Genomic DNA, 24338 nt, shown 5'->3' with positions numbered 1-24338 from the left:
ATGTCATTTACGATTTACCCTGCCATTGATATGCGTGGTGGCAAGTGTGTCAGACTCTTGCAAGGCGACTACAATCAAGAAACGGTGTATGGAGATTCCCCTTTTGAAATGGCCAAAAGGTTTTCGGATGATGGTGCAGCTTGGATCCATATGGTTGATTTAGATGGTGCAAAAGCTGGTGAAAAAATAAATCATCCCTACGTGTTGGAAGCGGCTAAAAAGTTACCGGCTTCCGTTCAAATTGGTGGTGGAATTCGCTCGCAAGCGGATATTGAATTCTATCTAGAAAATGGTGTAGACCGAGTAATTCTTGGAAGTATCGCTGTGACTGAGCGTGATTTTGTAAAACAAATGCTGAAAAAATATGGCTCTAAGATTGCCATTGGAATTGACGCGAAGGCTGGCTTTGTGGCAACACATGGCTGGCTTACTACCTCTTCGTTGACGGCTGTGGAGTTAGGAAAAGAGCTTGCCGATGCTGGTGCTAGCACATTCATCTGTACAGATATATCTAAGGACGGGATGTTATCCGGACCTAGTACCGAATCGCTTTTACAAATGGCTGAAGAGACAGGGGCAGAAATTATTGCTTCAGGCGGTGTTAGCTCCCTTGCGGATTTACAGGTGTTGAAGCAAGCCTATGACAAAGGAATCAAAGGTGCCATTGTTGGAAAAGCCCTCTATGAAAATCGTTTCACTTTAAAAGAAGCGTTAGATGAGGTGTCTCAATGATTACGAAAAGAATTATTCCGTGCTTGGACGTAAAAGAAGGTCGGGTTGTGAAAGGGATTCAATTTGTTCAACTACGTGATGCAGGGGATCCAGTGGAGTTAGCTCGATTCTATGACGAACAAGGGGCAGACGAGCTTGTTTTTCTAGATATCTCTGCTTCTCATGAAGGTCGGAAAACAATGGAAGACGTCGTTAGGCAAGTGGCTTCAGAACTAGCAATACCGTTTACAGTAGGTGGCGGGATTGGTAGCTTGGAAGATATGAAGAGAATGCTTCGCGCCGGTGCAGATAAGGTAAGTGTGAATACATCCGCTTTAATAAATCCTGAGTTAATTCGTGAAGGTGCAGACTATTTTGGTTCACAGTGTATTGTGGTTGCGATTGATGCCAAATATCATGAAGACCTTGGAACATGGAAGGTCTATACACACGGTGGTCGAAAAGAGACAGATTACGATGCAGTAACTTGGGCAAGAAAAGCTGTCGAGCTAGGCGCAGGAGAAATTTTACTCACTTCCATGGATGCAGATGGAGAGAAAGCGGGATTCGATGTGGCCTTAACAAAAGCCATCAATGACGCTGTCTCAGTTCCAGTCATTGCTTCCGGTGGTGCTGGTGGGAAAGAGCATTTCGAAGAAGTATTTGCAGAAGCTGGCGCAGATGCAGCGTTAGCAGCATCCATTTTTCACTATAAAGAAACCTCTGTAAAAGAGGTTAAGGACTATCTGAAGGAACAGGGGGTTCACGTGCGATGAGTATAGAAAATATTAAGTTTGATGAGAATGGGCTTGTTCCTGCAATTGTGCAAGATGCACAAACAAAGGAAATTTTGACATTAGCTTATATGAATGAAGAGTCATTGAAAAAGTCTATTGAAACAAAGGAAACATGGTTTTTCAGTCGCTCCAGACAGGAACTCTGGTACAAAGGAGAAACTAGTGGAAATACACAAAATATTGTATCGATGACCTATGACTGTGACGGAGATGCCATTGTGGTGGAAGTGGAGCCAAATGGACCTGCTTGCCATAACGGTACAATTAGTTGCTTTACAGAGTCTTTGTTGGGTGAAAAAACTAGTGAGTCAGCTGAATTTCTATTAAAGCTAGAAAAAATAATAGCCCAAAGAGAAGCGGAAAGACCAGAAGAATCTTATACTACTTACTTGTTTGAGAAAGGTGTAGATAAGATTTTGAAGAAGGTAGGAGAAGAATCTGCTGAAGTGATTATTGCTGCTAAGAATCGAGATTCCAAAGAGTTGAAATGGGAGTCTGCGGATTTGATTTTCCATTTGTTAGTTTTATTAAAAGAGCAAGGGTTGCCTTTTGCCGAGGTGTTGAAGGTATTGGAAGAGAGGCATGCTGGGAAGGAATAGTGAGTGTGGAAAACGACGTGTAGGGGCGTCGTTTTTTTTGAACTCATTTCGGGCTTAATGCCCCAAAAGCGAGCCCGCAGGTAAAAATGGTCACCATAGCAGCCCAAAAACAGCCGGCCCTTCATAAATCCACTCCCAAAAAAAAACTGCCGACCACCCCCAGGCGGTCGACAGCTCAACTTTATCAATCTACGAAGCTTTCTTCTTACTATCCTTCTGATCTACCTTACCGCTACTTATAATCCCTTGCTCAATCGCCATAATCCTAGCCACCTTAGGTCCAAGCCATATGGTAGGCATTAGGATAATCGATACCGGCACAGCGGTGATAACGATAAAGGACTGAATCGAGCTGACACTGTCTTCTCCAATATTTAATAGAACGAGAGAAAGTGCTCCGACTAGTACAGCCCAGAAAACTCGAAGCCATGCAGGTGGATCACTTTGACCTGTAACAGCTGCTGCCATCGTATACGAGATGGAGTCGGCTGTTGTGGCTACGAATAAAATAGTAACAAGTAAGAATCCGATCGCAATCAAGAATCCAAGTGGAAGTTGATTTACGATGGACATGACGGCTGCTGGCATGCCACCCTCTGCAAGTGCATTAGATATGACGCCTGGTTCGTTCATTTCAAAGAAAATACCAGACCCACCGACAACGGTGAACCAGAAGTTGGTTACTAGCGGTGCAATAATGGCCATTGCGATTGCTAATTCGCGTATCGTACGCCCACGAGAAATTCGAGCGATGAAAATGGCCATCATTGGACCGTAACCAATAAACCATCCCCAGAAGAAGACTGTCCACCAAGCTAACCAAGCTTGATCTCCACGATATAAACTCATATAAAAGAATTCTTGTACATAAAAGCCCATAGTTCCTAAGAAGGAATCAAAGATAAAGGCTGCTGGCCCTAGTATGAGAATAGCTCCCATTAGTATGAACGTAACCCACACATTCATTTTACTTAGCCATTGAATTCCTTTGTTAATTCCGGTAACTGCAGAAATGGATGCAATAATAACAATTGCTACAACTAAGATACCCTGGGTTAAACTCGTATTCGGAATTCCAAAAATGTCATTCAATCCGTATGCTGCTTGAAGCCCTAGGAAGCCAATAGGTCCTACAGTACCTGCTGCTACGGCGATAATACAAGAAACATCCACAATCGTACCTAACACACTTTTCTCCATGATTTTCTTGCCAAAAATAGGATATAACAGTGTTCTTGGTTTAAGTGGCATTCCTTTGTGGTAATGTGCATACATAAGGACAACCGCACTTAGTGACCCTAGAATAGCCCAAGCAGAGAATCCCCAATCGAGAAATGCCTGAGATAGTGCATATTGAATGGATGCTGTAGTACCTGCTTCTACATCCGGAAACATAGGTGGAGTTGTGATGAAATGGTACATGGGTTCTGAAGCTGCCCAAAATACACCACCACTAGCAAGCAACGTACATAAAATCATAGCTACCCATTTAAAAGTAGAGATTTCTGGTTTATCCTTCTTACCAAGTTTGACTCGGCCAAGCCTCGAGACAGCGAGTCCTATTGTAACGATAAATGTTAGTAAAAGTAGCACTTGCCAGAAAGCACCGAAATATTCGGCAGATAAACCAAAGTATTTGTTTACAAGATTACCGACGGCGTCTTTGTTGATAAGTGACGCAAGAACGAATGCTAACAGAAATGCGCCACTGATAATGGTGACTGGCCAATCGGTTTTAGAATTATTCACATTTTGCCTCCTCTAATTTATTGGACAAAGGTCCGTTGACATAAGTGTCCATCCTAACATGAACATTAAAAAAATGAAAGATAGTATAAATTCTGACTCTTTCTTATGGAAAATTTCTCACATCATTATCACCACCTTCAAACCTTCTCGCACCTTTTCACATATGGTATACTAACGTAGTTACTATGTTTGGACGGAGGATTTCATGAGTAAACATTCAAGAGCTAAGCAGACAAGTGCAAAAATCCTACAGTTTAGTCCGACTGGAGAATATTATTTCACCAAAGGATTAAAGGCTTACCACAGAGGGGATTTAAATAAAGCAAAAAAATACCTAGAGCGCGCGTATCATTTAGAGCCTTTAGAGCCAATGATTGCTTGTCAGCTTGCAATGGTGCATACCGAAACTGGGCAGTACCAATCCTCTAATGAACTTCTTCATTTAATCTTGGAGAAGTTGGATGTCCATATGTCGGAGTGCTATTACTTTTTGGCAAACAACTATGCTTATTTGGGTCATTTCAGAGAAGCATTTCAGAATGCGCAAAAATATGTGGAAATCGAACCAGACGGAGATTTCCGCGATGATGCCGAAGAATTACTAGAATTGATATCTTTAGAGCTTGGATTAGATGATGCTGAATTAGAAGAAGAGGATGAGTTAATTCAACAACAGGATGAAGCAAGGAAGCTTCTAGAGAATGGTGAATTCGAAAAAGCGATTGAACTTCTTCATAGTGTGATTGAATCCCATCCAGATTTTTGGTCAGCTTATAACAACTTAGCTTTAGCTCATTTTTATTTAGGAAATGTAGAAGAAGCTAATCGTGTGTTACAAAACGTTTTAGAAAAAAATCCAGGGAACCTTCATGCACTATGCAATTCACTGATTTTTGCTCATTATCAAAAGGATCATCAATTAGTGCATACCCTATCTGAATCATTGTTAAACATTTTTCCAATTATGTTGGAACATCGATATAAATTAGGGGCGACATTTGCTTTAATCGGAAAGCATGATATCGCATACAACTGGTTAAGACAGCTACAAAGGAGAGGGTTTGAAGGAGACGGCGCTTTCTTCTATTGGCTGTCCGTATCTGCCTACTACACTGGTAAAAAAGAATTTGCTAAGGATATGTGGAAGAGAGTCATTGAGCTTTCACCTGAAAGAAAAGGGCAGGAGCCATGGATCCAAGCTGAAAGAATGTTCATTAATGATGCAGCTATCATTGAAAAAGCTTGGAAAAGTGAAGAAGACGAGCAACGCTTATTTGCTCTATTTTTACTTTCTGTTTCTGACGATAAAAAGCTTTGGTTAACAAAGCGTACTTTACGTTTTTCTCCTCTATCGGAGGATGAAAAGAATTATTATGACTACTGTATTTCAGAGGAATGGAACACCCCTTTGTCCAAAGAGGGAGTGAACGTTCAGTTAGCTCACGATGTCGCAGAGAAGCTATTAAAATGGGAAAAAACAATTACTTTGACCAATAGTGGACTATTTTTAACTTGGTTTACAGCGTATCTACAATTAAAAGATAAACCGTTAGCAGATTCATCCGCTTTGGCTGGAGCAATCTTTTATATATGGAAAAAGCTTAGAGGAGAAGCAGTGACGCAAAAGGTAGCAGCTGATCTATCAGAGGTATCCACGTATCTCATTCGAAAATACATTCAAGAAATTAAGAAGGTATTGTTATAACTCCTTTATGAGCAAGTTATTGGACGGCATGCCTTTAAATATATACGATAGGTTTAGGTAAAGCTAAAAAATAGATAAAAACGATAAAAGGAGTGACAGTCCAGTGTCTGAAGAAAAAATTTATGACGTAATCATTGCTGGGGCTGGTCCTGCAGGTATGACGGCTGCTGTGTACACATCTCGTGCGAATCTTTCTACTTTAATGTTAGAGCGTGGGATTCCTGGTGGACAAATGGCAAACACAGAAGATGTCGAAAACTATCCTGGATTTGACCATATTTTAGGACCGGATCTTTCAAATAAAATGTTTGAACATGCTAAAAAATTCGGTGCTGAATACGCATATGGCGATATTAAAGAAGTCATTGATGGTGAAGAGTATAAAATTGTAAAAGCAGGTTCAAAAGAATACAAAGCAAGAGCTATTATTATCTCAACAGGTGCAGAATATAAAAAAATCGGTGTTCCTGGTGAGAAGGAACTTGGCGGTCGCGGTGTTTCTTATTGCGCGGTCTGCGATGGTGCATTCTTTAAAGGGAAAGAACTTGTAGTTGTAGGTGGAGGAGACTCTGCTGTAGAAGAGGGCGTTTACTTAACTCGTTTCGCTTCTAAAGTAACTATTGTTCACCGTCGTGATGAGCTTCGTGCACAAAAGATCCTACAAAAACGTGCATTTGATAACGAGAAAATTGATTTCATCTGGAATCATACGGTTAAAGAAATTAAAGAAGCCGAAGGGAAAGTAGGCAGTGTCACGCTCGTGTCTACAGAAAATGGTGAAGAAAAAGAATTCAAAACAGACGGTGTCTTCATCTACATCGGAATGGTTCCACTTTCAAAACCATTTGAAAACCTAGGCATCACAAACGAAAGCGGCTATATCCTAACAAACGAAAGAATGGAAACAAAAGTTCCAGGAATCTTTGCGGCAGGCGATATCCGTGAAAAAATGCTCCGTCAAATCGTAACAGCAACAGGTGACGGAAGTATCGCAGCCCAGGCAGCGCAACACTACGTAGAAGAACTAAAAGAAAAACAAAAAGCATAGGGACAGGGGGACAGGTTTCCTGTCCCACCGCCCTCATAAAGAAAAAAGGCAGAAATTTAAAAAAAGAAATACCAATTTAAACCTACTGTAACAACGTTGAAACATTCAACATGTATGATAGAGGTAGAAATTGACCCCCTTTTGAAACATATATATGATGTTTCGCACAGGCATCTTTTTGCCTGTGTATTTTTTTTATATTTTTTTAGTAAGTCTATAATCGAACTTGATGCCTTAAACGTTTGCTGTTCGGGTGTGGGCCATGACATGTCGAGTGTATGGTGCCCAAAAGTAGCAAATATTCATAAGAGTGGTAACCATACGTCGGGTATGATACCCCAAAGGAGTAGTTAGCTGTAAAAATAGTCACCATAGGTCTGATATGATGCCCGAAAAGATTAACCAAACCAACTCAAAAAAACGGTCACCATACGCCCGGGATGTTAACCAAAAAAACTGTAATAGAAAACATAACCAGTCGCCAACACAAACCACTGCCCATTTTCCACTACAACAGTCCATTTCCTCCGGCTCTTAATTGCAACACACCCGGATTCGTTGTATAATCAATACAAGACTAACAAAGGTAAGACTTGGAGTGACTTACATGCAACGTGTAGCAAATTGTGTATACCTAAAAAATGATAAAGTCTTACTGTTACAAAAGCCTCGAAGAAATTGGTGGGTCGCTCCAGGAGGAAAGATGGAGCAAGGAGAATCCGTTAAAGAGGCGGTAACAAGAGAATACCGAGAAGAAACCGGTGTTTTTTTAAATGATCCGACTTTAAAAGGTGTGTTTACCTTCGTGATAAAAGAAGGTGAAGAAATCATATCCGAATGGATGATGTTCACTTTTCTTGCCACAGACGGACAAGGAGACAATTATACAGAGTCAGAAGAGGGAAGCTTAGCCTGGCATTCTGCCAGCGATATTCAAAACCTGCCAATGGCACCTGGTGATATTCACATTTTAGAATACATGATCCAAGGTAAAGGGATGATTTACGGGACTTTTACCTACACACCAGATTTTGAGTTACTTTCTTATCGTTTAGATCCGAGCTAACCTAAAGGGGGATAACAAAATGGATCAAATGGAATATCAAGATACCCGGATGGTCATTATTACGGGGATGTCTGGAGCAGGAAAAACAGTAGCCATTCACAGTTTCGAAGACTTAGGATACTTCTGTGTGGATAACCTTCCACCTACATTACTTCCAAAGTTTATGGAGCTTATGAAAGAGTCCGGTAATAAGATGAATAAAGTAGCTCTTGTGATGGATTTAAGAGGTCGTGAATTTTTTGATCACCTCTTTAAAGCTCTGGATGATTTAGCGGAAACCTCATGGGTCACTCCGGAAATCATTTTTTTAGATGCTGACGATTCTACCCTTGTTCGAAGATATAAAGAAACAAGAAGATCTCATCCCTTAGCACCTTCAGGCTTACCATTAGAGGGTATTAAGCTTGAAAGAGAACTACTAGAAGAGCTAAAGGGAAGAGCACAACAAATTTACAATACATCACTATTAAAACCAAAAGAATTACGAGAAAAAATATTAACGCAATTCGCAACCAACAAACGAAAAATTTTCACAGTTAATGTCATGTCTTTTGGTTTTAAACATGGAATCCCGATTGATGCTGACTTGGTTTTTGATGTGCGCTTTCTACCGAATCCACACTACATTGACCATATGAGACCAAAGACAGGACTTGATCAAGAGGTTTCTAGCTATGTATTAAAGTGGAATGAAACGCAAAAGTTCTTTGATAAGGTTACCGAATTATTGTCGTTCATGCTTCCACACTATAAGCGTGAAGGAAAAAGCCAGCTGGTTGTTGGAATCGGTTGTACAGGTGGCCAACACCGTTCAGTTGCACTGGCTGAAAAAATCGGGAAGCACTTTGAAAGTGAATATGAAACGAAAATCACGCATCGGGATATAGAGAAGAGAAAGGACATTACAACATGAAACTAGATCAGCCGAGAGTTGTCGTCCTAGGGGGAGGAACAGGACTTCCTGTACTATTAAGAGGACTCAAACAATACCCAATTGATCTGACTGCCATTGTTACAGTGGCTGATGACGGAGGAAGCTCTGGTAGGTTAAGGACTGAGTTGGAAATTCCACCTCCTGGAGACATCCGAAACGTTCTAGCAGCCCTTTCAGAAGTTGAGCCTCTGATTATAGAAATGTTTCAACATCGCTTTCAAACAAATTCTAAAGAGCTAGCGGGACACTCATTGGGGAACTTGATATTAGCAGCCATGACCTCCATTTCTGGAGACTTTGTGTCTGCTATTCAGCAGCTAAGTAAAGTCTTAAATGTCAAAGGTGTCGTTTTACCTGCTGCCAATCAAAGTGTCGAACTTAATGCTGAAATGCAGGACGGAACCCTGGTCACGGGGGAGTCTAAGATTTCAAAAGCAGGCAATAAAATCAAGCGTGTCTTTTTAACCCCTGATGATATTAAGCCTCTTCAAGAAACCATTGAGGCCATTCGACAAGCTGATTTAATTGTCTTGGGCCCAGGTAGTCTGTTCACTAGTATTCTACCAAATTTATTGGTTCCTGGATTAGGGGAAGAGATTTGTCATGCCAAAGCAAAGAAAGTGTATATTTGTAATTTAATGACGCAGGCTGGAGAAACGCTCGATTTCACAGCGAGTGATCATATAAAAGCGATCTATGAACATATGAAGTGTGCCTTCATTGACACCATTATCGTAAATAATGCTCAAATTCCAGATAATGTACAGCTTCGATATGACGAAGAATATGCCAAACCTGTCATTTTTGATTTAGAAAAACTACAGGAATTTGGACTTCATGTCATACAAGACGATTTTGCCACGTATACTGGAGAAATTATTCGTCATGATACACAAAAAATAGCGAAACAACTCTTTGAATTCGTTCAAGAGTTTTACACCACAAATAGATAGGAGGTGCAGAAAAAATGTCCTTTGCTTCTGAAACGAAAAAAGAATTAACTCAGCATGAATTAAAAAGCTGCTGTGCGAAAGCAGAATTATCCGCTTTAATCCGAATGAATGGTGCTTTATCATTTGCGAACCGCTCTTTAGTGGTAAACATTCAAACGGAAAATGCGGCGATTGCTAGAAGAATCTACTCACTCATTAAGCTTGATTATTCTGTTCGTGTAGAACTTCTCGTTCGTAAGAAAATGAGACTAAAAAAGAATAACGTGTATATCGTAAGGATTCATGAACAAGCAAAGGATATTTTAGAGGATTTAAAGATTATTGGAGAAGGATTCTCTTTCACCTATGATATCTCAAAAGACCTTGTGAAAAAGAAATGCTGTAAACGGTCCTACTTACGTGGTGCTTTTTTAGCAGGAGGTTCTGTCAACAATCCAGAGACTTCCTCTTATCACTTAGAAATTTTCTCTTTGTACAAAGAGCATAGTGAAGCCTTAAATGATCTCATGAACTATTTTTCATTAAATAGCAAAATTCTTGAGAGAAAAAAGGGGTTCATTACGTATTTAAAAGAGGCCGAAAAAATCACAGAATTTCTAAGTGTCGTAGGTGCATATAGCGCGTTGTTAAAATTTGAGGACGTTCGTATCGTTCGTGACATGAGAAACTCTGTAAACCGATTGGTCAACTGTGAGACGGCAAACCTAAATAAAACGATCGGGGCAGCTCTTAGACAAGTAGAAAACATTAAACTGATTGACGCAACAGTGGGTCTCCATTCGTTACCAGATAAACTGAGAGAAATCGCAGAACTTCGGGTAACACATCAGGATGTCACACTAAAAGAACTAGGAGAAATGGTTTCAAGCGGAAACATTAGTAAATCCGGTATTAACCATAGACTTCGCAAACTAGACGAAATTGCAGATAAAATACGAGCGGGAGTACCTGTATCGTTAAAACAATAAAATAGAGGGGGGAAACAAAGTGGAACAACGCCAATTAGATGTTCAATTAAGAACTGGACTACAAGCAAGACCAGCCGCGCAATTTGTGCAAGAAGCCAACCGCTTCCAATCAGAAGTATACTTAGAAAAAGAAGGCAAGAAGGTTAACGCCAAGAGTATCATGGGAATCATGAGCTTAGCATTAGGAGCTGGAAGTCAGGTTACATTATCAGCTGAAGGAAACGACGAAAAAGAAGCGATTGAAGCCTTGGCTGCTTTTATCTCAAGAGAAAATTAACCAAAAAGCTATCCTTTTGCGGGGTGGCTTTTTCATTTGGGCTTTTTTCGATAGGTATGTGGCAACAGCTATCGCCCTCACACAAATTGGCGACCTTATGTATTTCACCCCAAAAATCCCAAAAGTTCTTCAACCTAGTATATAATAGGGACCATGAATACAATCGAAGAAGGAGCAGGTAATGAAGAAACAAGTTGGAATCGTACTTCTTATAGCAGTTCTCGGATTTATTGGCATCACCCTATTTGTAGGAACTCCGAAACAACAGGTTGTGTTTGAGGATGATCGCTTACGAAAGGCATTATTAAAGTATGACCTGGATGATAACGGTGTGTTGACCGTGGATGAAGCCAAACAGGTGGAAATTTTAAAGCTTCCCAGAGAAGGTAACTACTTCAACTATAAGGGGATGGAGGCTTTTACAAACATTAGAGAATTGCACATAAAAGAAAATAAAATAACAGATTTATCATTTTTAAACTCTTGTGAGAACTTAAAAAAGATAGATTTTTCTTATAATCATGTAAAAGACCTGTCACCCTTGAAAGCGTGTGAAAATCTCGAAAGTGTACAATTTGCTTTTAACCAAGTAACCGATTTATCTCCACTTACAAGTTTAACAAACATGACTGAGTTAAATGCAATTGGGAATCGGCTACAAACGATGGCCCCTGTTTCAGAGATGAAAGCAGTAAAGATTCTTTTATTGAATTTTAACCAAATTGAAGAACTTTCACCTCTAGAGGACCATCCAAATCTTGAAGAACTTCAAATATTAGAAAATAAAATAAACAGCGTAGAGCCATTATTGACTGCAATGAACTTAAGGAAATTATATGTTCAGGGAATTATCCCTATAGAAGACTACGACTTATTAAAGAAACACCCTAATTACTCGGAAAGATTTTTCCAATAAAAAAGAGTTCGGAACTATAATCCGAACTCTTTTTGCATTATTATTTCTTTTCTAACGGATTACGTGTCACGATTTGATCGACTAAACCATATTCTTTCGCACGTTCCGCTGTCATGAAGTTATCACGATCGGTATCCTTTTCAATCACTTCAAGTGGTTGACCTGTACGTTCAGCTAAAATTTGATTTAGCTTGCTACGGAGGAATAGGATACGCTTCGCAGCGATTTCGATTTCAGTTGCTTGACCTTGTGCTCCACCAAGTGGTTGGTGAATCATGACTTCACTGTTTGGTAATGCATAACGTTTACCCTTAGTACCAGCTGCAAGTAGGAAAGCTCCCATAGAAGCGGCCATACCGATACAAATCGTTTGCACATCTGGTTTGATAAATTGCATGGTGTCGTAAATCGCCATACCAGCAGTAATACTACCACCTGGGCTGTTAATGTAAATGGAAATGTCTTTTTCAGGATTCTCGGCTTCTAAGAAAAGAAGCTGAGCTACAATGGAGTTCGCAACGTGATCATCAATTGGCGTTCCCAACATGATGATACGGTCTTTTAAAAGACGAGAATAGATATCGTATGCTCTTTCTCCACGGTTTGTTTGCTCAATAACTGTAGGAATTAATGGCATTTTTCATCCTCCTATTCAAATTTTCCTCATTCCAACTAAGCATTTTGACAGAGTTGAAAGGAAAATTATGTTGTAAATTCATCATACAATAATGGTCAATAAAGGTCAAAAGATTTCGCTCGACAACTTTTGGATAGATTATGTATGTATTCAACTTTATCATGATACCCATTTTGCGTCTATTTAAACAAGTGTCATATGAATTAGTTCAAGGAGTTTAATATTTCCTAAGTATGAATTCTATAGTTGAAAAATCTCCATCTTTTCAATATAATTGAATCTGTCACTCTTATCTGAGTGATCCTATTTTGCCCTCGTGGTGCAACGGATAGCACGCAAGATTCCGGTTCTTGAAATGGGGGTTCGATTCCCTCCGAGGGCGTAATAAGACTTACGAAAGAGTGTCCCATCGCTAATTATGGCGAGTGGGGCACTCTTCTTTTTTTAATTATAAAGAACGGTTTAAATGTTAAACGGAAACAAATAGGGAGTTCGAAACCCTAAAAGGGTGAAGCAGGATTTATTAAGACCATACCGAATAGATTATTAAGAATAATTTAGGAGGCGGTAAAAATGAAAAACAACCAAAACCAACATTCACTTCATATAAAAAATCTTTTAAATAACGGAGATGACATAATTGAAAGAGACATTATCAACATTAAAAGGAAACAAAATAGAGCTTAAACCTGTACAAAAGCAGGACTTACAAACACTATGGACACTCATCTACGGTGAGGATGAACCCGAGTTTAAAAAGTGGGATGCCCCATACTTCCCATTGAAAAAAGTAGATTTTGAAACGTACAAAGAATCTATGACTAAAAGAATAGAAGCAGGACTAGATTCCCAGAGATTGATTGTGGCAGATGGAAAAACAATAGGTACGGTGACTTTCTACTGGGAACACCAACCATCAAACTGGATGGAAGTCGGTATTGTAATCTTTTTACCTGAATATTGGAGCGGTGGCTACGGAACGGAAGCGATCAAACTCTGGGTCGATTACTTGTTTGAAGCGCACCCTCAAATCCCTAGAATCGGATACACAACCTGGTCTGGAAACCATAGAATGATCAAGGTCGGAGAAAAGCTAGGTATGAAGGAAGAGGCTAGAATTAGAAAAGCTCGTCTTTATAACGGCGAATATTATGACTCTGTAAAAATGGGAATCTTGCGTGAAGAGTGGTTTGCTGAATAATAGTAATGGTTATCAACCGGGACTGAATAACTTTCAGTCCCGTTCTTTATTCCAACTATTCCATGTATACGCTTTCACTCTCATCATGTAAAATAGGAGAAGAGGAGGGTGAACGATGGAACCAAAGGTAAGTCTTGTTCAGAAGCAGTCAGTCAAATTGTCGATGACCCAAGAATTACAACAGGCTATTGCTCTACTTCAATATTCCTCTCAGGAGTTGATTTCATTTTTAGAAGAAAAAACTCTTGATAACCCACTTATTCAGCTTACGCCCCCATCCTATACTACTACCAGGAAGTCCAACAGGGTCAAAAAAGACTCGAACTCCAATTGGATTGAACAGTTGGGTCACAAGGAAGAGTCGCTTTCCGAACACCTTTTAAAGCAATTAGTACTTCTGAATGTATCACAATCCACGAAACAGAAAATTCACTATCTAATAGACAGTCTTGATGATAACGGTTATTTAACGATTCAATACGAAGATATGAAAAATCAATACCCAAATATGACCGAGTCGGAATGGGATTATTGTGTCTCTGTCTTACAAGCGTTGGAACCAAATGGAGTTGGGGCGAGAAGTCTTCAAGAATGTCTCATGATCCAAATGAAGCGAAACCATTTCTCCGAACAAGACACTGTAATTATCGAATTCTATTTTGATTCCTTCGCTAATAAGAAATGGAAACAAATTGAAAAAGAATTAAACATTCCACTACAGGAGATTCAAAATCTAGCGGATAATATTCAAACCTTACATCCGCGACCAGGCCTACGATTTAAAAAAGAGGAATCTCCTTACATCATTCCTGATTTTCTTGTTTGGAAAAAAGATGGGAAATGGCAAATACAGCTGGTGCAGGACCACATTCCAAACGTTCAATACCATAGCGATTACTACCGCACATTTGCACAGCATTCAGATGCTTCGGTTCAGGAATATTTAAAGCATTGCACGGGAGAATACAACTGGCTAAAGAAAAGCTTAAAGTCTAGAAAGTGGACACTGGAAAGAATCATGACTACAATGGTTGCAAGACAAGAGGCGTTTTTTGAACGTGGACCAGCTTTTATTCGCCCCTTATCTATGCGGGAAGTGGCTGACGAGCTACACATTCATGAATCTACTGTAAGTCGAGCGGTGAGAGGGAAGTTCTTTCAAACTAACCATGGAACCTTTCCACTAAAATCATTATTTTCTGCTGCGGTCGGCAATCCGCAGGAAGACCAAAGTACAGAGCAGGTAAAGCAAGCTCTTCTAAAACTTATCGAGACTGAGGATAAGCTAAAGCCTCTATCCGATCAACAAATTGTAGACCTATTACACCAACAATATATAAAAGTATCGCGGCGAACCATTGCAAAATATCGCGACCAATTGGGGATTTTACCCTCTAGTAAAAGAAAACAATACCGGTAAAAAGAAGGGAACGCACTAGTGAAAACTGTCCATTTTTATACACGATATAAATGCTCCATTTGTAAAGAAGCAAAAGTGATGTTGGAGTTACTCCAGGAACATTTCCCATTCCAATTAGTCGAAGTAGACATCGACACTGATGACCAATTAACGGAAAAGTACGGAATTCGAATTCCAGTTGTCACTATAGATGGGGAAGAGGTCAGCGAAGGAATTATCGACTTTGATGAGGTAAGAAAGCGATTACAGCAATAATTTGAGTCATTTTAGTTGAATTCATATGTTACCCTTGATACAATGAAAACAAATCAGGGGTATTTTTTTTGCAGCAAGTGGGACATAATATGTCTATGCGGGACATTTTTTGACCACACCCAATGAAGAGGTGAGCCATTTGACGAATCAGCTCCACTCTATGCAAAAGCTTTTGCCTGACTTGATGCCAACACTTCAACGTAGATATCACATTATGAAGTACATACACCAGATGCAGCCTGTTGGCAGAAGAAGTCTTTCCCAAAGTTTAGGACTAACCGAACGAGTCCTCCGTTCAGAGGTAGAATTACTGAAGAAACAGGATTTGATCCAAATAACCACAGCTGGAATGTTCATTACACCAATCGGTATTGAGCTTCTTGAAGGTTTGAATAATATGATGGATGAAGTCTTAGGAATTGATCGGTTAAAACAAAAGCTCATGCAACGATGGAACATACAAGATATTATTATCGTGCCCGGAAATAGTGAAGAGTCTCCTTGGGTAAAAAATGAATTGGGGAGAAGCTGTGCGATTTGCATGAAAAACCACCTGGTTGGAAAAAATATCATAGCTGTTACTGGTGGAACCACCATGGCTAAAGTAGCTGAAATGCTAACACCAGAGTTCACAAATAAAGAGGTTCTCTTTGTTCCAGCTCGAGGTGGAATAGGTGAAGAGATTCAAAATCAAGCAAACACCATCTGTTCAACCATGGCACAGAAAGCACAGGCGAAACACAAAGTGCTGTATGTTCCGGATCAATTGAGCCCGGAAGTATATGAAAAAATGGTACAAGAACCACAGGTAAGTGAGATTTTATCACTCATCAAATCAGCTCATATGGTTCTTCATGGGATTGGTGATGCAGTGACGATGGCCAAAAGAAGGAAAACATCCGAAGAGGATTTTAAGAAAGTTTTAAATGGGAATGCTGTTGGTGAGGCATTCGGATACTATTTTAATGAACAAGGTGAAGTCGTTCATCGAGTACAAACGATTGGATTGCAGCTCGAGGATTTAGAACAGATTCCTTACGTTATAGCGGTAGCCGGTGGAGCATCAAAAGCAAAGGCAATTCGAGCATATATGAATCAAGCCCCAGCATCGACTATTTTAATTACAGATGAAGCTTGTGCCATGGAGCTCTAGAAATTCTAAGCAAATAAGGGTCTCTTTGCACCCCTTATATAAATAATTTACTCTGCTTTTTTAATTTAAGGAGGAACTATACATGACAGTAAAATTAGGAATTAACGGATTTGGACGTATTGGACGTAATGTATTTCGTGCGGCGCTTAATAACCCCAATGTAGAAGTAGTAGCAGTTAACGATTTAACAGATGCTAACATGCTTGCTCACTTACTACAATATGACTCTGTGCACGGTACGCTTAATGAGACTGTATCTGTAGATGGAGACTATCTTGTAGTTGGCGGACAAAAAATTAAAGTATTAGCTGAACGTGATCCAGCTCAACTTGGTTGGGGAGACCTAGGAGTAGAAGTGGTTGTTGAATCTACTGGTCGTTTTACAAAGCGTGCAGACGCAGCGAAACACTTAGAAGCAGGAGCGAAAAAGGTTATTATCTCTGCTCCAGCTAATGAAGAAGATATCACAATCGTAATGGGTGTTAACGAAGATAAATACGATGCAGCAAATCACCATGTCATTTCTAATGCATCTTGTACAACAAACTGTCTAGCTCCATTTGCTAAAGTTCTAAACGATAAGTTCGGAATCAAGCGTGGAATGATGACAACTGTACACGCGTATACAAATGACCAACAAATTCTTGATTTACCACATAAAGATTACCGTCGTGCTCGTGCGGCAGCTGAATCTATCATTCCAACAACTACTGGTGCTGCAAAAGCTGTTGCTCTTGTATTACCAGAACTAAAAGGTAAATTAAATGGTATGGCAATGCGTGTTCCAACACCAAACGTATCTGTAGTTGACCTTGTAGCAGAATTAGATAAAACTGTTACAGCTGAAGATGTGAATGCAGCATTGAAGGAAGCAGCTGAAGGTGAGTTAAAAGGCATTTTAGCTTACTCTGATGAGCCACTAGTATCTAGAGACTACAATGGTAACACAGCTTCATCTACTATTGATGCTCTTTCTACTATGGTATTAGAAGATAATATGGTAAAAGTTCTTTCTTGGTATGACAACGAAACAGGCTATTCAAGCCGTGTTGTAGACCTAGCTGATTACATTGGTAAGCAAGGACTATAAGATATACAAGCTTTGAGAGGGGAGCGGGGGTCTGGTCCCCTCGCTCCTTTTTCCCTTGTGAAAAAAATTCCGAAAAGGCGCAATCTTTTTGGGAACATTGAGTTACAATATAGGTGGCTACATAACGAATTTTTTCTTTGAGGAGGTTCCCCTATGAACAAGAAGACTTTGAAAGACGTGGACGTGAATGGTCAACGTGTGTTTTGTCGGGTCGATTTTAATGTGCCTTTGAAGGATGGGAATATTACGGATGATACTAGAATTCGCGCTGCCCTTCCTACTATTCAATATTTAGTTGAACAGGGTGCAAAAGTCATTCTGGCCAGTCATTTAGGTCGTCCTAAAGGTGAGGTAGTAGAAGAACTTCGATTATCTCCGGTTGCGGCCCATCTATCAAATTTACTAGGTAAAGAAGTTGCAAAATCTGATGAGGTTCGTGGCGACACTGTAAAAGAATACATAGAACAAATGAATAACGGTGATGTTCTTTTACTAGAAAATGTTCGTTTTGAAAAAGGTGAAGAAAAGAATGACCCAGAGTTAGCAAAAGGTTTCGCTGACCTGGCAGATATATATGTCAATGATGCTTTCGGTGCAGCCCACAGAGCTCATGCTTCAACAGAAGGGATTGCTCATCACCTACCGGCTGTTGCTGGTTTCTTAATGGAAAAAGAACTGGATGTACTAGGTAAAGCATTAGAAAATCCAGAAAGACCTTTCACAGCCATTATTGGTGGAGCAAAAGTTAAAGACAAAATTGGTGTGATTGAAAATCTATTAGAAAAAGTAGATAACCTGATCATTGGTGGCGGATTAGCTTATACTTTCATCAAAGCAAAAGGCTATGAAATCGGAAAATCATTACTTGAAGAAGATAAAATTGATTTGGCTAAATCCTTTATGGAAAAAGCCGAAAAGAATGGAGTTAACTTTGTTCTTCCGGTTGATGTTCTAGTGGCAGACGATTTTTCAAACGAGGCTAATACACAAGAGGTTTCTATTGAAGACATTCCATCTGATTGGGAAGCGCTAGATATTGGACCCAAAACTCGCGAACTTTACACAAATGTGGTAAAGGAATCAAAATTAGTGATTTGGAACGGACCAATGGGCGTATTTGAAATTGACCTTTTTGCAAATGGTACGAAGGCAGTTGCTCAAGCTCTAGCTGAAGCGAAAGAAACAACAACCATCATAGGTGGCGGAGACTCTGCTGCAGCCGTTGAAAAATTCAACCTTGCTGATGAGATGTCTCATATCTCTACAGGTGGCGGAGCATCACTAGAGTTTATGGAAGGAAAAGAGCTACCAGGAGTTGTAGCCCTTACTGATAAATAGGGAAGGATGATTCATCATGCGTAAGCCGATCATTGCAGGAAACTGGAAAATGCATAAAACCTTACCTGAGGCAAAGTCATTTCTAGAGGAAGTTAAAAGACTTGTACCTAGTTCTGATGTTGTTGATTCAGTGGTATGTGCACCTGCTCTATTTTTAGAAAGACTCGTTGAACTATCGAAAGATTATGATGTGAAAGTAGGAGCGCAAAATATGCACTTTGAAGACCAAGGTGCTTTTACAGGGGAAATTAGCCCTGTAGCTCTCAAAGACTTAGGTGTTGACTATGTGATTATTGGTCACTCTGAACGCCGTGAGCTTTTTAATGAAACAGACGAAACAGTCAATAAAAAGGTTCTATCTGCTTATAAACATAACCTTGTTCCTATTATTTGTGTTGGTGAAACGTTAGAACAACGTGAAAATGGTGAAACGAAAGATCATGTGGCATCTCAAGTGAAAAAAGCATTAACTGGACTTTCACCTGAGCAAGTTAAAACAGCTGTAGTAGCATACGAGCCAATCTGGGCTATCGGAACGGGTAAAACCGCTACTTCAGAAGATGCCAATGAAGTGTGTGCACACATTCGTCAAACCATTGCAGCAGAGTATTCTCAAGACGTGGCGAATGAAGTACGTATTCAATACGGCGGAAGTGTGAAGCCAGCTAATATTAAGGAACTACTGAACCAATCTGATATTGATGGCGCATTAGTTGGGGGAGCTAGCTTAGAACCTCAGTCTTTCTTACAGCTATTGGAGGAAGGTTCTAATGAGTAAAACAGCACCAGTAGCCTTAATCATTTTGGATGGTTTTGGACTACGTGATGAAACACAAGGAAATGCAGTGGCGCAGGCGAATAAGCCAAACTTTGATCGATATTGGAAAGAGTTTCCGAATAGTACTTTGAAAGCCAGCGGGGAAGCAGTTGGTTTACCTGAAGGACAAATGGGGAACTCTGAGGTAGGACATTTAAACATTGGTGCAGGTCGTATCGTGTATCAAAGTTTAACTCGAGTGAACATTGCCATTCGTGAAGGCGAATTTGCTGAAAATGATACCTTCCATGGGGCAATGAAACACGTCAAGGAAAAAGGCTCTAACCTTCATTTATTTGGGCTCCTATCGAATGGTGGAGTACATAGCCATATTGACCACTTATTTGCTCTACTTCGTTTAGCTGCAAAAGAAGGCGTAAAGAATGTATACATTCACGGCTTCCTGGATGGACGAGATGTTGGTCCACAAACAGCCAAAACGTTTATCAAACAAACTGAGGAAAAAATGAAGGAATACGGTGTTGGCGAATTTGCAACGATTTCTGGCCGCTACTATTCCATGGACCGTGACAAACGCTGGGAGCGTGTTGAGAAATCATACCGTTCCATGGTGTATGGTGAAGGTCCTTCCTATAGCAGTGCAATGGACTGTGTCGAGGACTCCTATTCCAATGGTATCTACGATGAGTTCGTATTGCCGTCTGTTATTACCAAAGAAAATGGAGAGCCGGTTGCTACGATTCAGGATGATGATGCTGTTATTTTCTATAACTTCCGACCTGACCGTGCCATCCAGATTTCCAATACCTTTACGAACAAAGATTTCCGTTCCTTTGAGAGAGGCGAGCAGCATCCAGAAAATTTATACTTTGTATGTTTAACTCACTTTAGTGAGACGGTGGATGGTTATGTAGCCTTTAAACCTGTAGGAATGGATAACACGTTAGGGGAAGTTTTATCTCAAAATAACCTTACTCAATTGAGAATTGCCGAAACTGAGAAGTATCCTCACGTAACCTTCTTTATGAGTGGCGGGCGTGAGCAAGAATTTCCTGGTGAAGAACGAATATTAATTAACAGTCCAAAGGTGGCAACCTATGACTTGCAACCAGAGATGAGTGCCTATGAAGTAACGGATGCTCTGATCAATGAAATCAATCAAGATAAATTTGATGCGATTATCCTAAACTTTGCCAACCCTGATATGGTAGGACACTCTGGAATGCTGGAACCTACTATTAAAGCCGTTGAAACAGTGGATGAGTGCTTAGGGAGAATCGTTGATTTGATCACTAGTAAGGGTGGTACAGCCATTATTACGGCTGACCATGGAAATGCAGATGAAGTCATCACTCCTGAAGGAACTCCGATGACCGCACATACGACAAATCTTGTGCCGGTTATTGTGACAAAGAAAGATTTGAGGCTCCGTGACGGAGGAATATTAGGAGATTTAGCCCCAACTATGCTAGATTTACTACAAGTGAAACAACCTAGTGAAATGACTGGGAAAACTTTAATTCAAAAATAAGGAGAGAAATAATATGCCATTTATTGCTGATATTTATGCTCGTGAAGTACTAGACTCTCGTGGGAACCCAACTGTAGAAGTAGAAGTTTACACTGACTCTGGAGCTTTCGGCCGCGCGCTAGTACCAAGTGGAGCTTCAACTGGTGAGTACGAAGCAGTAGAACTTCGTGATGGTGACAAAGGTCGCTATTTAGGAAAAGGTGTTCTTCAAGCGGTTCAAAACGTAAACGAAGTCATTGCACCTGAACTTGAAGGATTCAATGTATTAAATCAAGTAGCAATCGATAAAGCTTTGATTGAACTTGATGGAACTGAAAATAAAGCAAAATTAGGTGCCAATGCAATCCTAGGTGTGTCTATGGCTGTAGCTCGTGCTGCTGCTGAATACTTAGGTGTGGAACTTTACCAATACTTAGGTGGAGTCAATGCGAAGCAACTTCCTGTTCCAATGATGAACATCTTAAACGGTGGAGAACATGCGGATAACAACGTGGATATCCAAGAATTCATGGTTATGCCTGTTGGTGCAGAAAACTTCCGTGAAGCACTTCGTATGGGAGCTGAAATTTTCCACAGCTTAAAATCTGTATTGAAGGAAAAAGGCTTGAACACTGCTGTTGGAGATGAAGGTGGATTTGCTCCTAACCTTAAATCGAACGAAGAAGCCCTTCAAACAATCATGGAAGCTATTGAAAAAGCAGGTTACAAACCAGGTGAGCAAATTAAGCTTGCAATGGACGTAGCGGCTTCTGAAATTTATAAAAAAGAAGATGGTAAATATCATCTTTCTGGAGAAGGTGTAGTTCGTACCTCTGCAGAAATGGTTGATTGGTATGAAGAGCTTGTATCCAAATATCCAATCGTTTCAATTGAAGATGGTCTTGATGAAAATGACTGGGATGGATTTAAGCTACTAACGGAACGACTTGGTGACCGTGTTCAGCTAGTGGGAGATGATTTGTTTGTTACAAACACGAAGAAGTTGTCTCAAGGTATTGAACAAGGAATCGGTAACTCAATCCTTATTAAAGTAAACCAAATCGGTACATTAACTGAAACGTTTGATGCAATCGAAATGGCGAAGCGTGCAGGCTACACTGCTGTTATCTCTCACCGTTCTGGTGAAACAGAAGACAGCACGATTGCAGACATTGCCGTAGCAACTAACGCTGGTCAAATCAAAACAGGTGCGCCATCTCGTACAGACCGTGTGGCGAAGTACAACCAATTGCTACGTATTGAAGATACGTTGGATGAGACTGCGCAGTATTTGGGTGCGAAAACTTTTTATAACTTAAGATAATTTTATTTGGGGGACCCGGTTTGGGTCTCTTTTTTTGTGATTTTGGACATTGGATGTAACGAGTTCGGGTAAAGGGTGTGCGACTTCGGATAAAGGGTGTACGACTTCGGATAAAGGGTGTGGGACTTCGGATAAAGGGAGTGCGACTTCGGATAAAGGGAGTGCGACTTCGGATAAAGGGTGTACGACTTCGGATAAAGGGTGTACGACTTCGGATAAAGGGTGTGGGACTTCGGATAAAGGGAGTGCGACTTCGGATAACGCGTGTCTGACTTCGGATAAAGGGTGTACGACTTCGGATAAAGGGTGTACGACTTCGGATAAAGGGAGTGCGACTTCGGATAAAGGGTGTCTGACTTCGGATAAAGGGAGTGCGACTTCGGATAACGCGTGACTAACTCCCGGAAAAAAAGGTGACTAACTTCGGTTAACTAGTATGAGTTCAGACAAAATGTAAAATTAATATTTTTTTCTGTTAGTAAATAAAAAAGAAGGGGATATATCATTGGAAATTGAATAATTAAGCAAAGAATTTTAAGGAGATGATGATAATTTTTGTTAAAAAACGCCCATTTCCAGTTAGAACCATGATTGAAGAAAGGTTAAGTAAAAGGTTATTGCCAAGGCATCCTCTTCAACAAACATTGGCCTTTGAAATATCTAAAGGAAAGGCCGGCTACAAAGGAGAGAAGAACGTTGATTATTACTTAGATTTTTTACCAGGAGACAAGTTTAGAATTATTCCGGATTTAAGGTTGCAAAGGAAAAAATATTTTTATCAAATTGATTCACTTTTGATATGTCAATATTTTCTTCTTCCTTTAGAAATAAAAAATGTCAGGGGCATATTAAGGTTTGATAGAAATCTTGATCAGCTAATTCAAGTATACAAAGGTGAGAAAAAAAGAATAACGAACCCCATACATCAAGCAAAACGTCATCGCACTCAACTTCGCCAGTGGCTAACACTTCATCAATTCCCTCTTATCCCTATTGAATATTTTTTCGTAAATAGTAATGATGAAACTATCATTGAAATCCCAGATGATCTTACTGAAGTGATTAAAAAAATATGCAACTCTGAAGTATTGCTTGAGAAAATATATAAATTAGAACGGGAATATGTAGAGCCCAAATTAACCAATAAAGAATTGAATAAACTAACTAAACAGCTACTAAAAGAAGATACTCCACTAGAATTCAATGTAAAGAAGTACTATTCCTATAACGAATTAGACTTAATTAAAGGGGTATTCTGCCCTGCCTGTTCTACAACAATTATGGATTGGAAAAATAGAGCTTGGGAATGCCCCGATTGTCACCTTCGCTCTCATACTGCACATATAGATGCCCTCCTGGATCACTACTATCTTATTTCACCATTTATTACTAATCTGCAATGCCGTGAATTTTTAAGACTTGAATCTAGTGATACTGTAAGACATCATTTAATTACTTTAGGTTTAGAGAAACAAGGGTCCAATAGAAATAGAACGTATAATTTGGCTTCATTGATAAATCAATATAATAAATTCGGCTTGCATAGGTAATTCATTATTTCTTTTAGTGAGGATAACGGGTGTCTAACTCCGGATAACGGGTGTCTAACTTCGGATAACGGGTGTCTAACTTCGGATAACAGGGGTCTAATTTCGGATAACGGGTGTCTAACTTCGGATAACGGGTGTCTAACTTCGGATAACGGGTGTCTAACTTCGGATAACGGGTGTCTAACTTCGGATAACGGGTGTCTAACTTCGGATAATGGGTGTCTAACTTCGGATAACGGGTGTCTAACTTTGGATAAACCAGCTAATAGTTTGTCAACATTTTTCAATAAAAAGATTAAAAACAACGTGATATACTAAAATTGAACATGCCAAATAACCTTCCTCTATACTGTATTTGG

Annotated in this window: 24 protein-coding genes and 1 tRNA gene; 23 read left to right on the top strand and 2 right to left on the bottom strand. The window is 39.9% G+C overall.

The window, feature by feature from the left end; all coding sequences use genetic code 11:
- Genes hisA through hisIE form a run of 3 tightly spaced genes read left to right on the top strand, consistent with a single transcriptional unit; the run spans position 1 to position 2107 of the window.
- Entirely contained in the window at positions 1–732 is a 732-nt protein-coding gene (hisA, locus tag ABDZ91_RS03015) for a 1-(5-phosphoribosyl)-5-[(5-phosphoribosylamino)methylideneamino]imidazole-4-carboxamide isomerase (RefSeq protein WP_343796227.1), read from the top strand.
- Positions 729–1487, top strand: a complete 759-nt coding sequence (hisF, locus tag ABDZ91_RS03010) for an imidazole glycerol phosphate synthase subunit HisF (protein WP_343796225.1) — start codon at positions 729–731, stop codon at positions 1485–1487. Before hisA ends, hisF begins: the two co-directional genes overlap by 4 nt.
- The gene (hisIE, locus tag ABDZ91_RS03005) at positions 1484–2107 is read left to right on the top strand and encodes a bifunctional phosphoribosyl-AMP cyclohydrolase/phosphoribosyl-ATP diphosphatase HisIE (protein WP_343796224.1); all 624 of its coding nucleotides are present in this window, start codon (positions 1484–1486) and stop codon (positions 2105–2107) included. The genes hisF and hisIE overlap by 4 nt, the downstream gene beginning before the upstream one ends.
- Before the next feature lie 189 nt (positions 2108–2296).
- Here the strand turns inward: hisIE and ABDZ91_RS03000 are convergent, their stop codons facing one another.
- Positions 2297–3856 carry a BCCT family transporter gene (locus ABDZ91_RS03000; protein ID WP_343796222.1) on the bottom strand — a complete coding sequence of 520 codons (1560 nt, stop codon included), beginning with the start codon at positions 3854–3856 and terminating at the stop codon, positions 2297–2299.
- A gap of 205 nt (positions 3857–4061) precedes the next feature.
- Here ABDZ91_RS03000 and ABDZ91_RS02995 point away from each other — a divergent pair, with 205 nt between their 5' ends.
- The 8 genes from ABDZ91_RS02995 (at position 4062) to ABDZ91_RS02960 (ending at position 11723) form a co-directional block, all read left to right on the top strand.
- Entirely contained in the window at positions 4062–5561 is a 1500-nt protein-coding gene (locus ABDZ91_RS02995; protein WP_343796220.1) for a tetratricopeptide repeat protein, read from the top strand.
- A gap of 103 nt (positions 5562–5664) precedes the next feature.
- Entirely contained in the window at positions 5665–6609 is a 945-nt protein-coding gene (trxB, locus tag ABDZ91_RS02990) for a thioredoxin-disulfide reductase (protein ID WP_343796219.1), read from the top strand.
- 607 nt (positions 6610–7216) lie between these two features.
- Complete coding sequence (locus ABDZ91_RS02985; RefSeq protein WP_343796217.1) at positions 7217–7675, top strand: NUDIX hydrolase; 459 nt, start codon at positions 7217–7219, stop codon at positions 7673–7675.
- A gap of 19 nt (positions 7676–7694) precedes the next feature.
- Complete coding sequence (gene rapZ, locus ABDZ91_RS02980; RefSeq protein ID WP_343796215.1) at positions 7695–8588, top strand: RNase adapter RapZ; 894 nt, start codon at positions 7695–7697, stop codon at positions 8586–8588.
- On the top strand, positions 8585–9562 hold the full coding sequence (locus ABDZ91_RS02975; protein ID WP_343796213.1) for a gluconeogenesis factor YvcK family protein: 978 nt from the start codon (positions 8585–8587) through the stop codon (positions 9560–9562). The genes rapZ and ABDZ91_RS02975 overlap by 4 nt, the downstream gene beginning before the upstream one ends.
- Positions 9563–9576: 14 nt before the next feature.
- A complete protein-coding gene (gene whiA, locus ABDZ91_RS02970) occupies positions 9577–10530 on the top strand; it encodes a DNA-binding protein WhiA (protein WP_343796210.1) in 954 nt (317 codons plus the stop codon).
- A gap of 19 nt (positions 10531–10549) precedes the next feature.
- Complete coding sequence (locus ABDZ91_RS02965; protein ID WP_343796208.1) at positions 10550–10807, top strand: HPr family phosphocarrier protein; 258 nt, start codon at positions 10550–10552, stop codon at positions 10805–10807.
- Between the two features lie 181 nt (positions 10808–10988).
- The gene (locus tag ABDZ91_RS02960; protein ID WP_343796205.1) at positions 10989–11723 is read left to right on the top strand and encodes a leucine-rich repeat domain-containing protein; all 735 of its coding nucleotides are present in this window, start codon (positions 10989–10991) and stop codon (positions 11721–11723) included.
- A 40-nt stretch (positions 11724–11763) separates the two neighbouring features.
- Here ABDZ91_RS02960 and clpP read toward each other — a convergent pair whose 3' ends face one another.
- On the bottom strand, positions 11764–12360 hold the full coding sequence (gene clpP, locus ABDZ91_RS02955) for an ATP-dependent Clp endopeptidase proteolytic subunit ClpP (RefSeq protein WP_343796203.1): 597 nt from the start codon (positions 12358–12360) through the stop codon (positions 11764–11766).
- 310 nt (positions 12361–12670) lie between these two features.
- Here clpP and ABDZ91_RS02950 point away from each other — a divergent pair.
- The 12 genes from ABDZ91_RS02950 (at position 12671) to ABDZ91_RS02895 (ending at position 23979) form a co-directional block, all read left to right on the top strand.
- Positions 12671–12742, top strand: a tRNA-Arg gene (locus ABDZ91_RS02950).
- Positions 12743–13000: 258 nt separating this feature from the next.
- Positions 13001–13561: a GNAT family N-acetyltransferase gene (locus tag ABDZ91_RS02945; RefSeq protein ID WP_343796201.1), complete on the top strand. Its 561-nt coding sequence runs from the start codon at positions 13001–13003 to the stop codon at positions 13559–13561.
- 115 nt (positions 13562–13676) lie between these two features.
- Complete coding sequence (gene rpoN, locus ABDZ91_RS02940; RefSeq protein WP_343796200.1) at positions 13677–14981, top strand: RNA polymerase factor sigma-54; 1305 nt, start codon at positions 13677–13679, stop codon at positions 14979–14981.
- An 18-nt stretch (positions 14982–14999) separates the two neighbouring features.
- Positions 15000–15236, top strand: coding sequence for a glutaredoxin family protein (locus tag ABDZ91_RS02935; RefSeq protein ID WP_343796198.1), 237 nt, complete (start codon positions 15000–15002; stop codon positions 15234–15236).
- Positions 15237–15375: 139 nt separating this feature from the next.
- The gene (locus ABDZ91_RS02930) at positions 15376–16389 is read left to right on the top strand and encodes a sugar-binding transcriptional regulator (protein WP_425541781.1); all 1014 of its coding nucleotides are present in this window, start codon (positions 15376–15378) and stop codon (positions 16387–16389) included.
- Between the two features lie 82 nt (positions 16390–16471).
- Positions 16472–17479 (top strand): type I glyceraldehyde-3-phosphate dehydrogenase, encoded by a 1008-nt coding sequence (gene gap, locus ABDZ91_RS02925; protein WP_343796196.1) that lies wholly within the window; start codon positions 16472–16474, stop codon positions 17477–17479.
- A 153-nt stretch (positions 17480–17632) separates the two neighbouring features.
- Positions 17633–18817, top strand: a complete 1185-nt coding sequence (locus tag ABDZ91_RS02920; RefSeq protein ID WP_343796194.1) for a phosphoglycerate kinase — start codon at positions 17633–17635, stop codon at positions 18815–18817.
- 16 nt (positions 18818–18833) lie between these two features.
- Entirely contained in the window at positions 18834–19595 is a 762-nt protein-coding gene (gene tpiA / locus ABDZ91_RS02915; protein WP_343796193.1) for a triose-phosphate isomerase, read from the top strand.
- Entirely contained in the window at positions 19588–21126 is a 1539-nt protein-coding gene (gpmI, locus tag ABDZ91_RS02910; protein WP_343796191.1) for a 2,3-bisphosphoglycerate-independent phosphoglycerate mutase, read from the top strand. The genes tpiA and gpmI overlap by 8 nt, the downstream gene beginning before the upstream one ends.
- Before the next feature lie 13 nt (positions 21127–21139).
- Positions 21140–22429 carry a phosphopyruvate hydratase gene (gene eno / locus ABDZ91_RS02905; protein ID WP_343796190.1) on the top strand — a complete coding sequence of 430 codons (1290 nt, stop codon included), beginning with the start codon at positions 21140–21142 and terminating at the stop codon, positions 22427–22429.
- Between the two features lie 49 nt (positions 22430–22478).
- Positions 22479–22823, top strand: coding sequence for a hypothetical protein (locus ABDZ91_RS02900; protein WP_343796188.1), 345 nt, complete (start codon positions 22479–22481; stop codon positions 22821–22823).
- 148 nt (positions 22824–22971) lie between these two features.
- Positions 22972–23979 (top strand): nuclease-related domain-containing protein, encoded by a 1008-nt coding sequence (locus ABDZ91_RS02895; RefSeq protein ID WP_343796186.1) that lies wholly within the window; start codon positions 22972–22974, stop codon positions 23977–23979.
- Positions 23980–24338 lie beyond the last annotated feature (359 nt).

This window comes from Bacillus carboniphilus, assembly GCF_039522365.1.
Lineage (GTDB): Bacteria > Bacillota > Bacilli > Bacillales > JC228 > Bacillus_BF > Bacillus_BF carboniphilus.
Note: the sequence above shows the minus strand (reverse complement) of the source record. Positions and strands in the feature narration are given on the sequence as shown.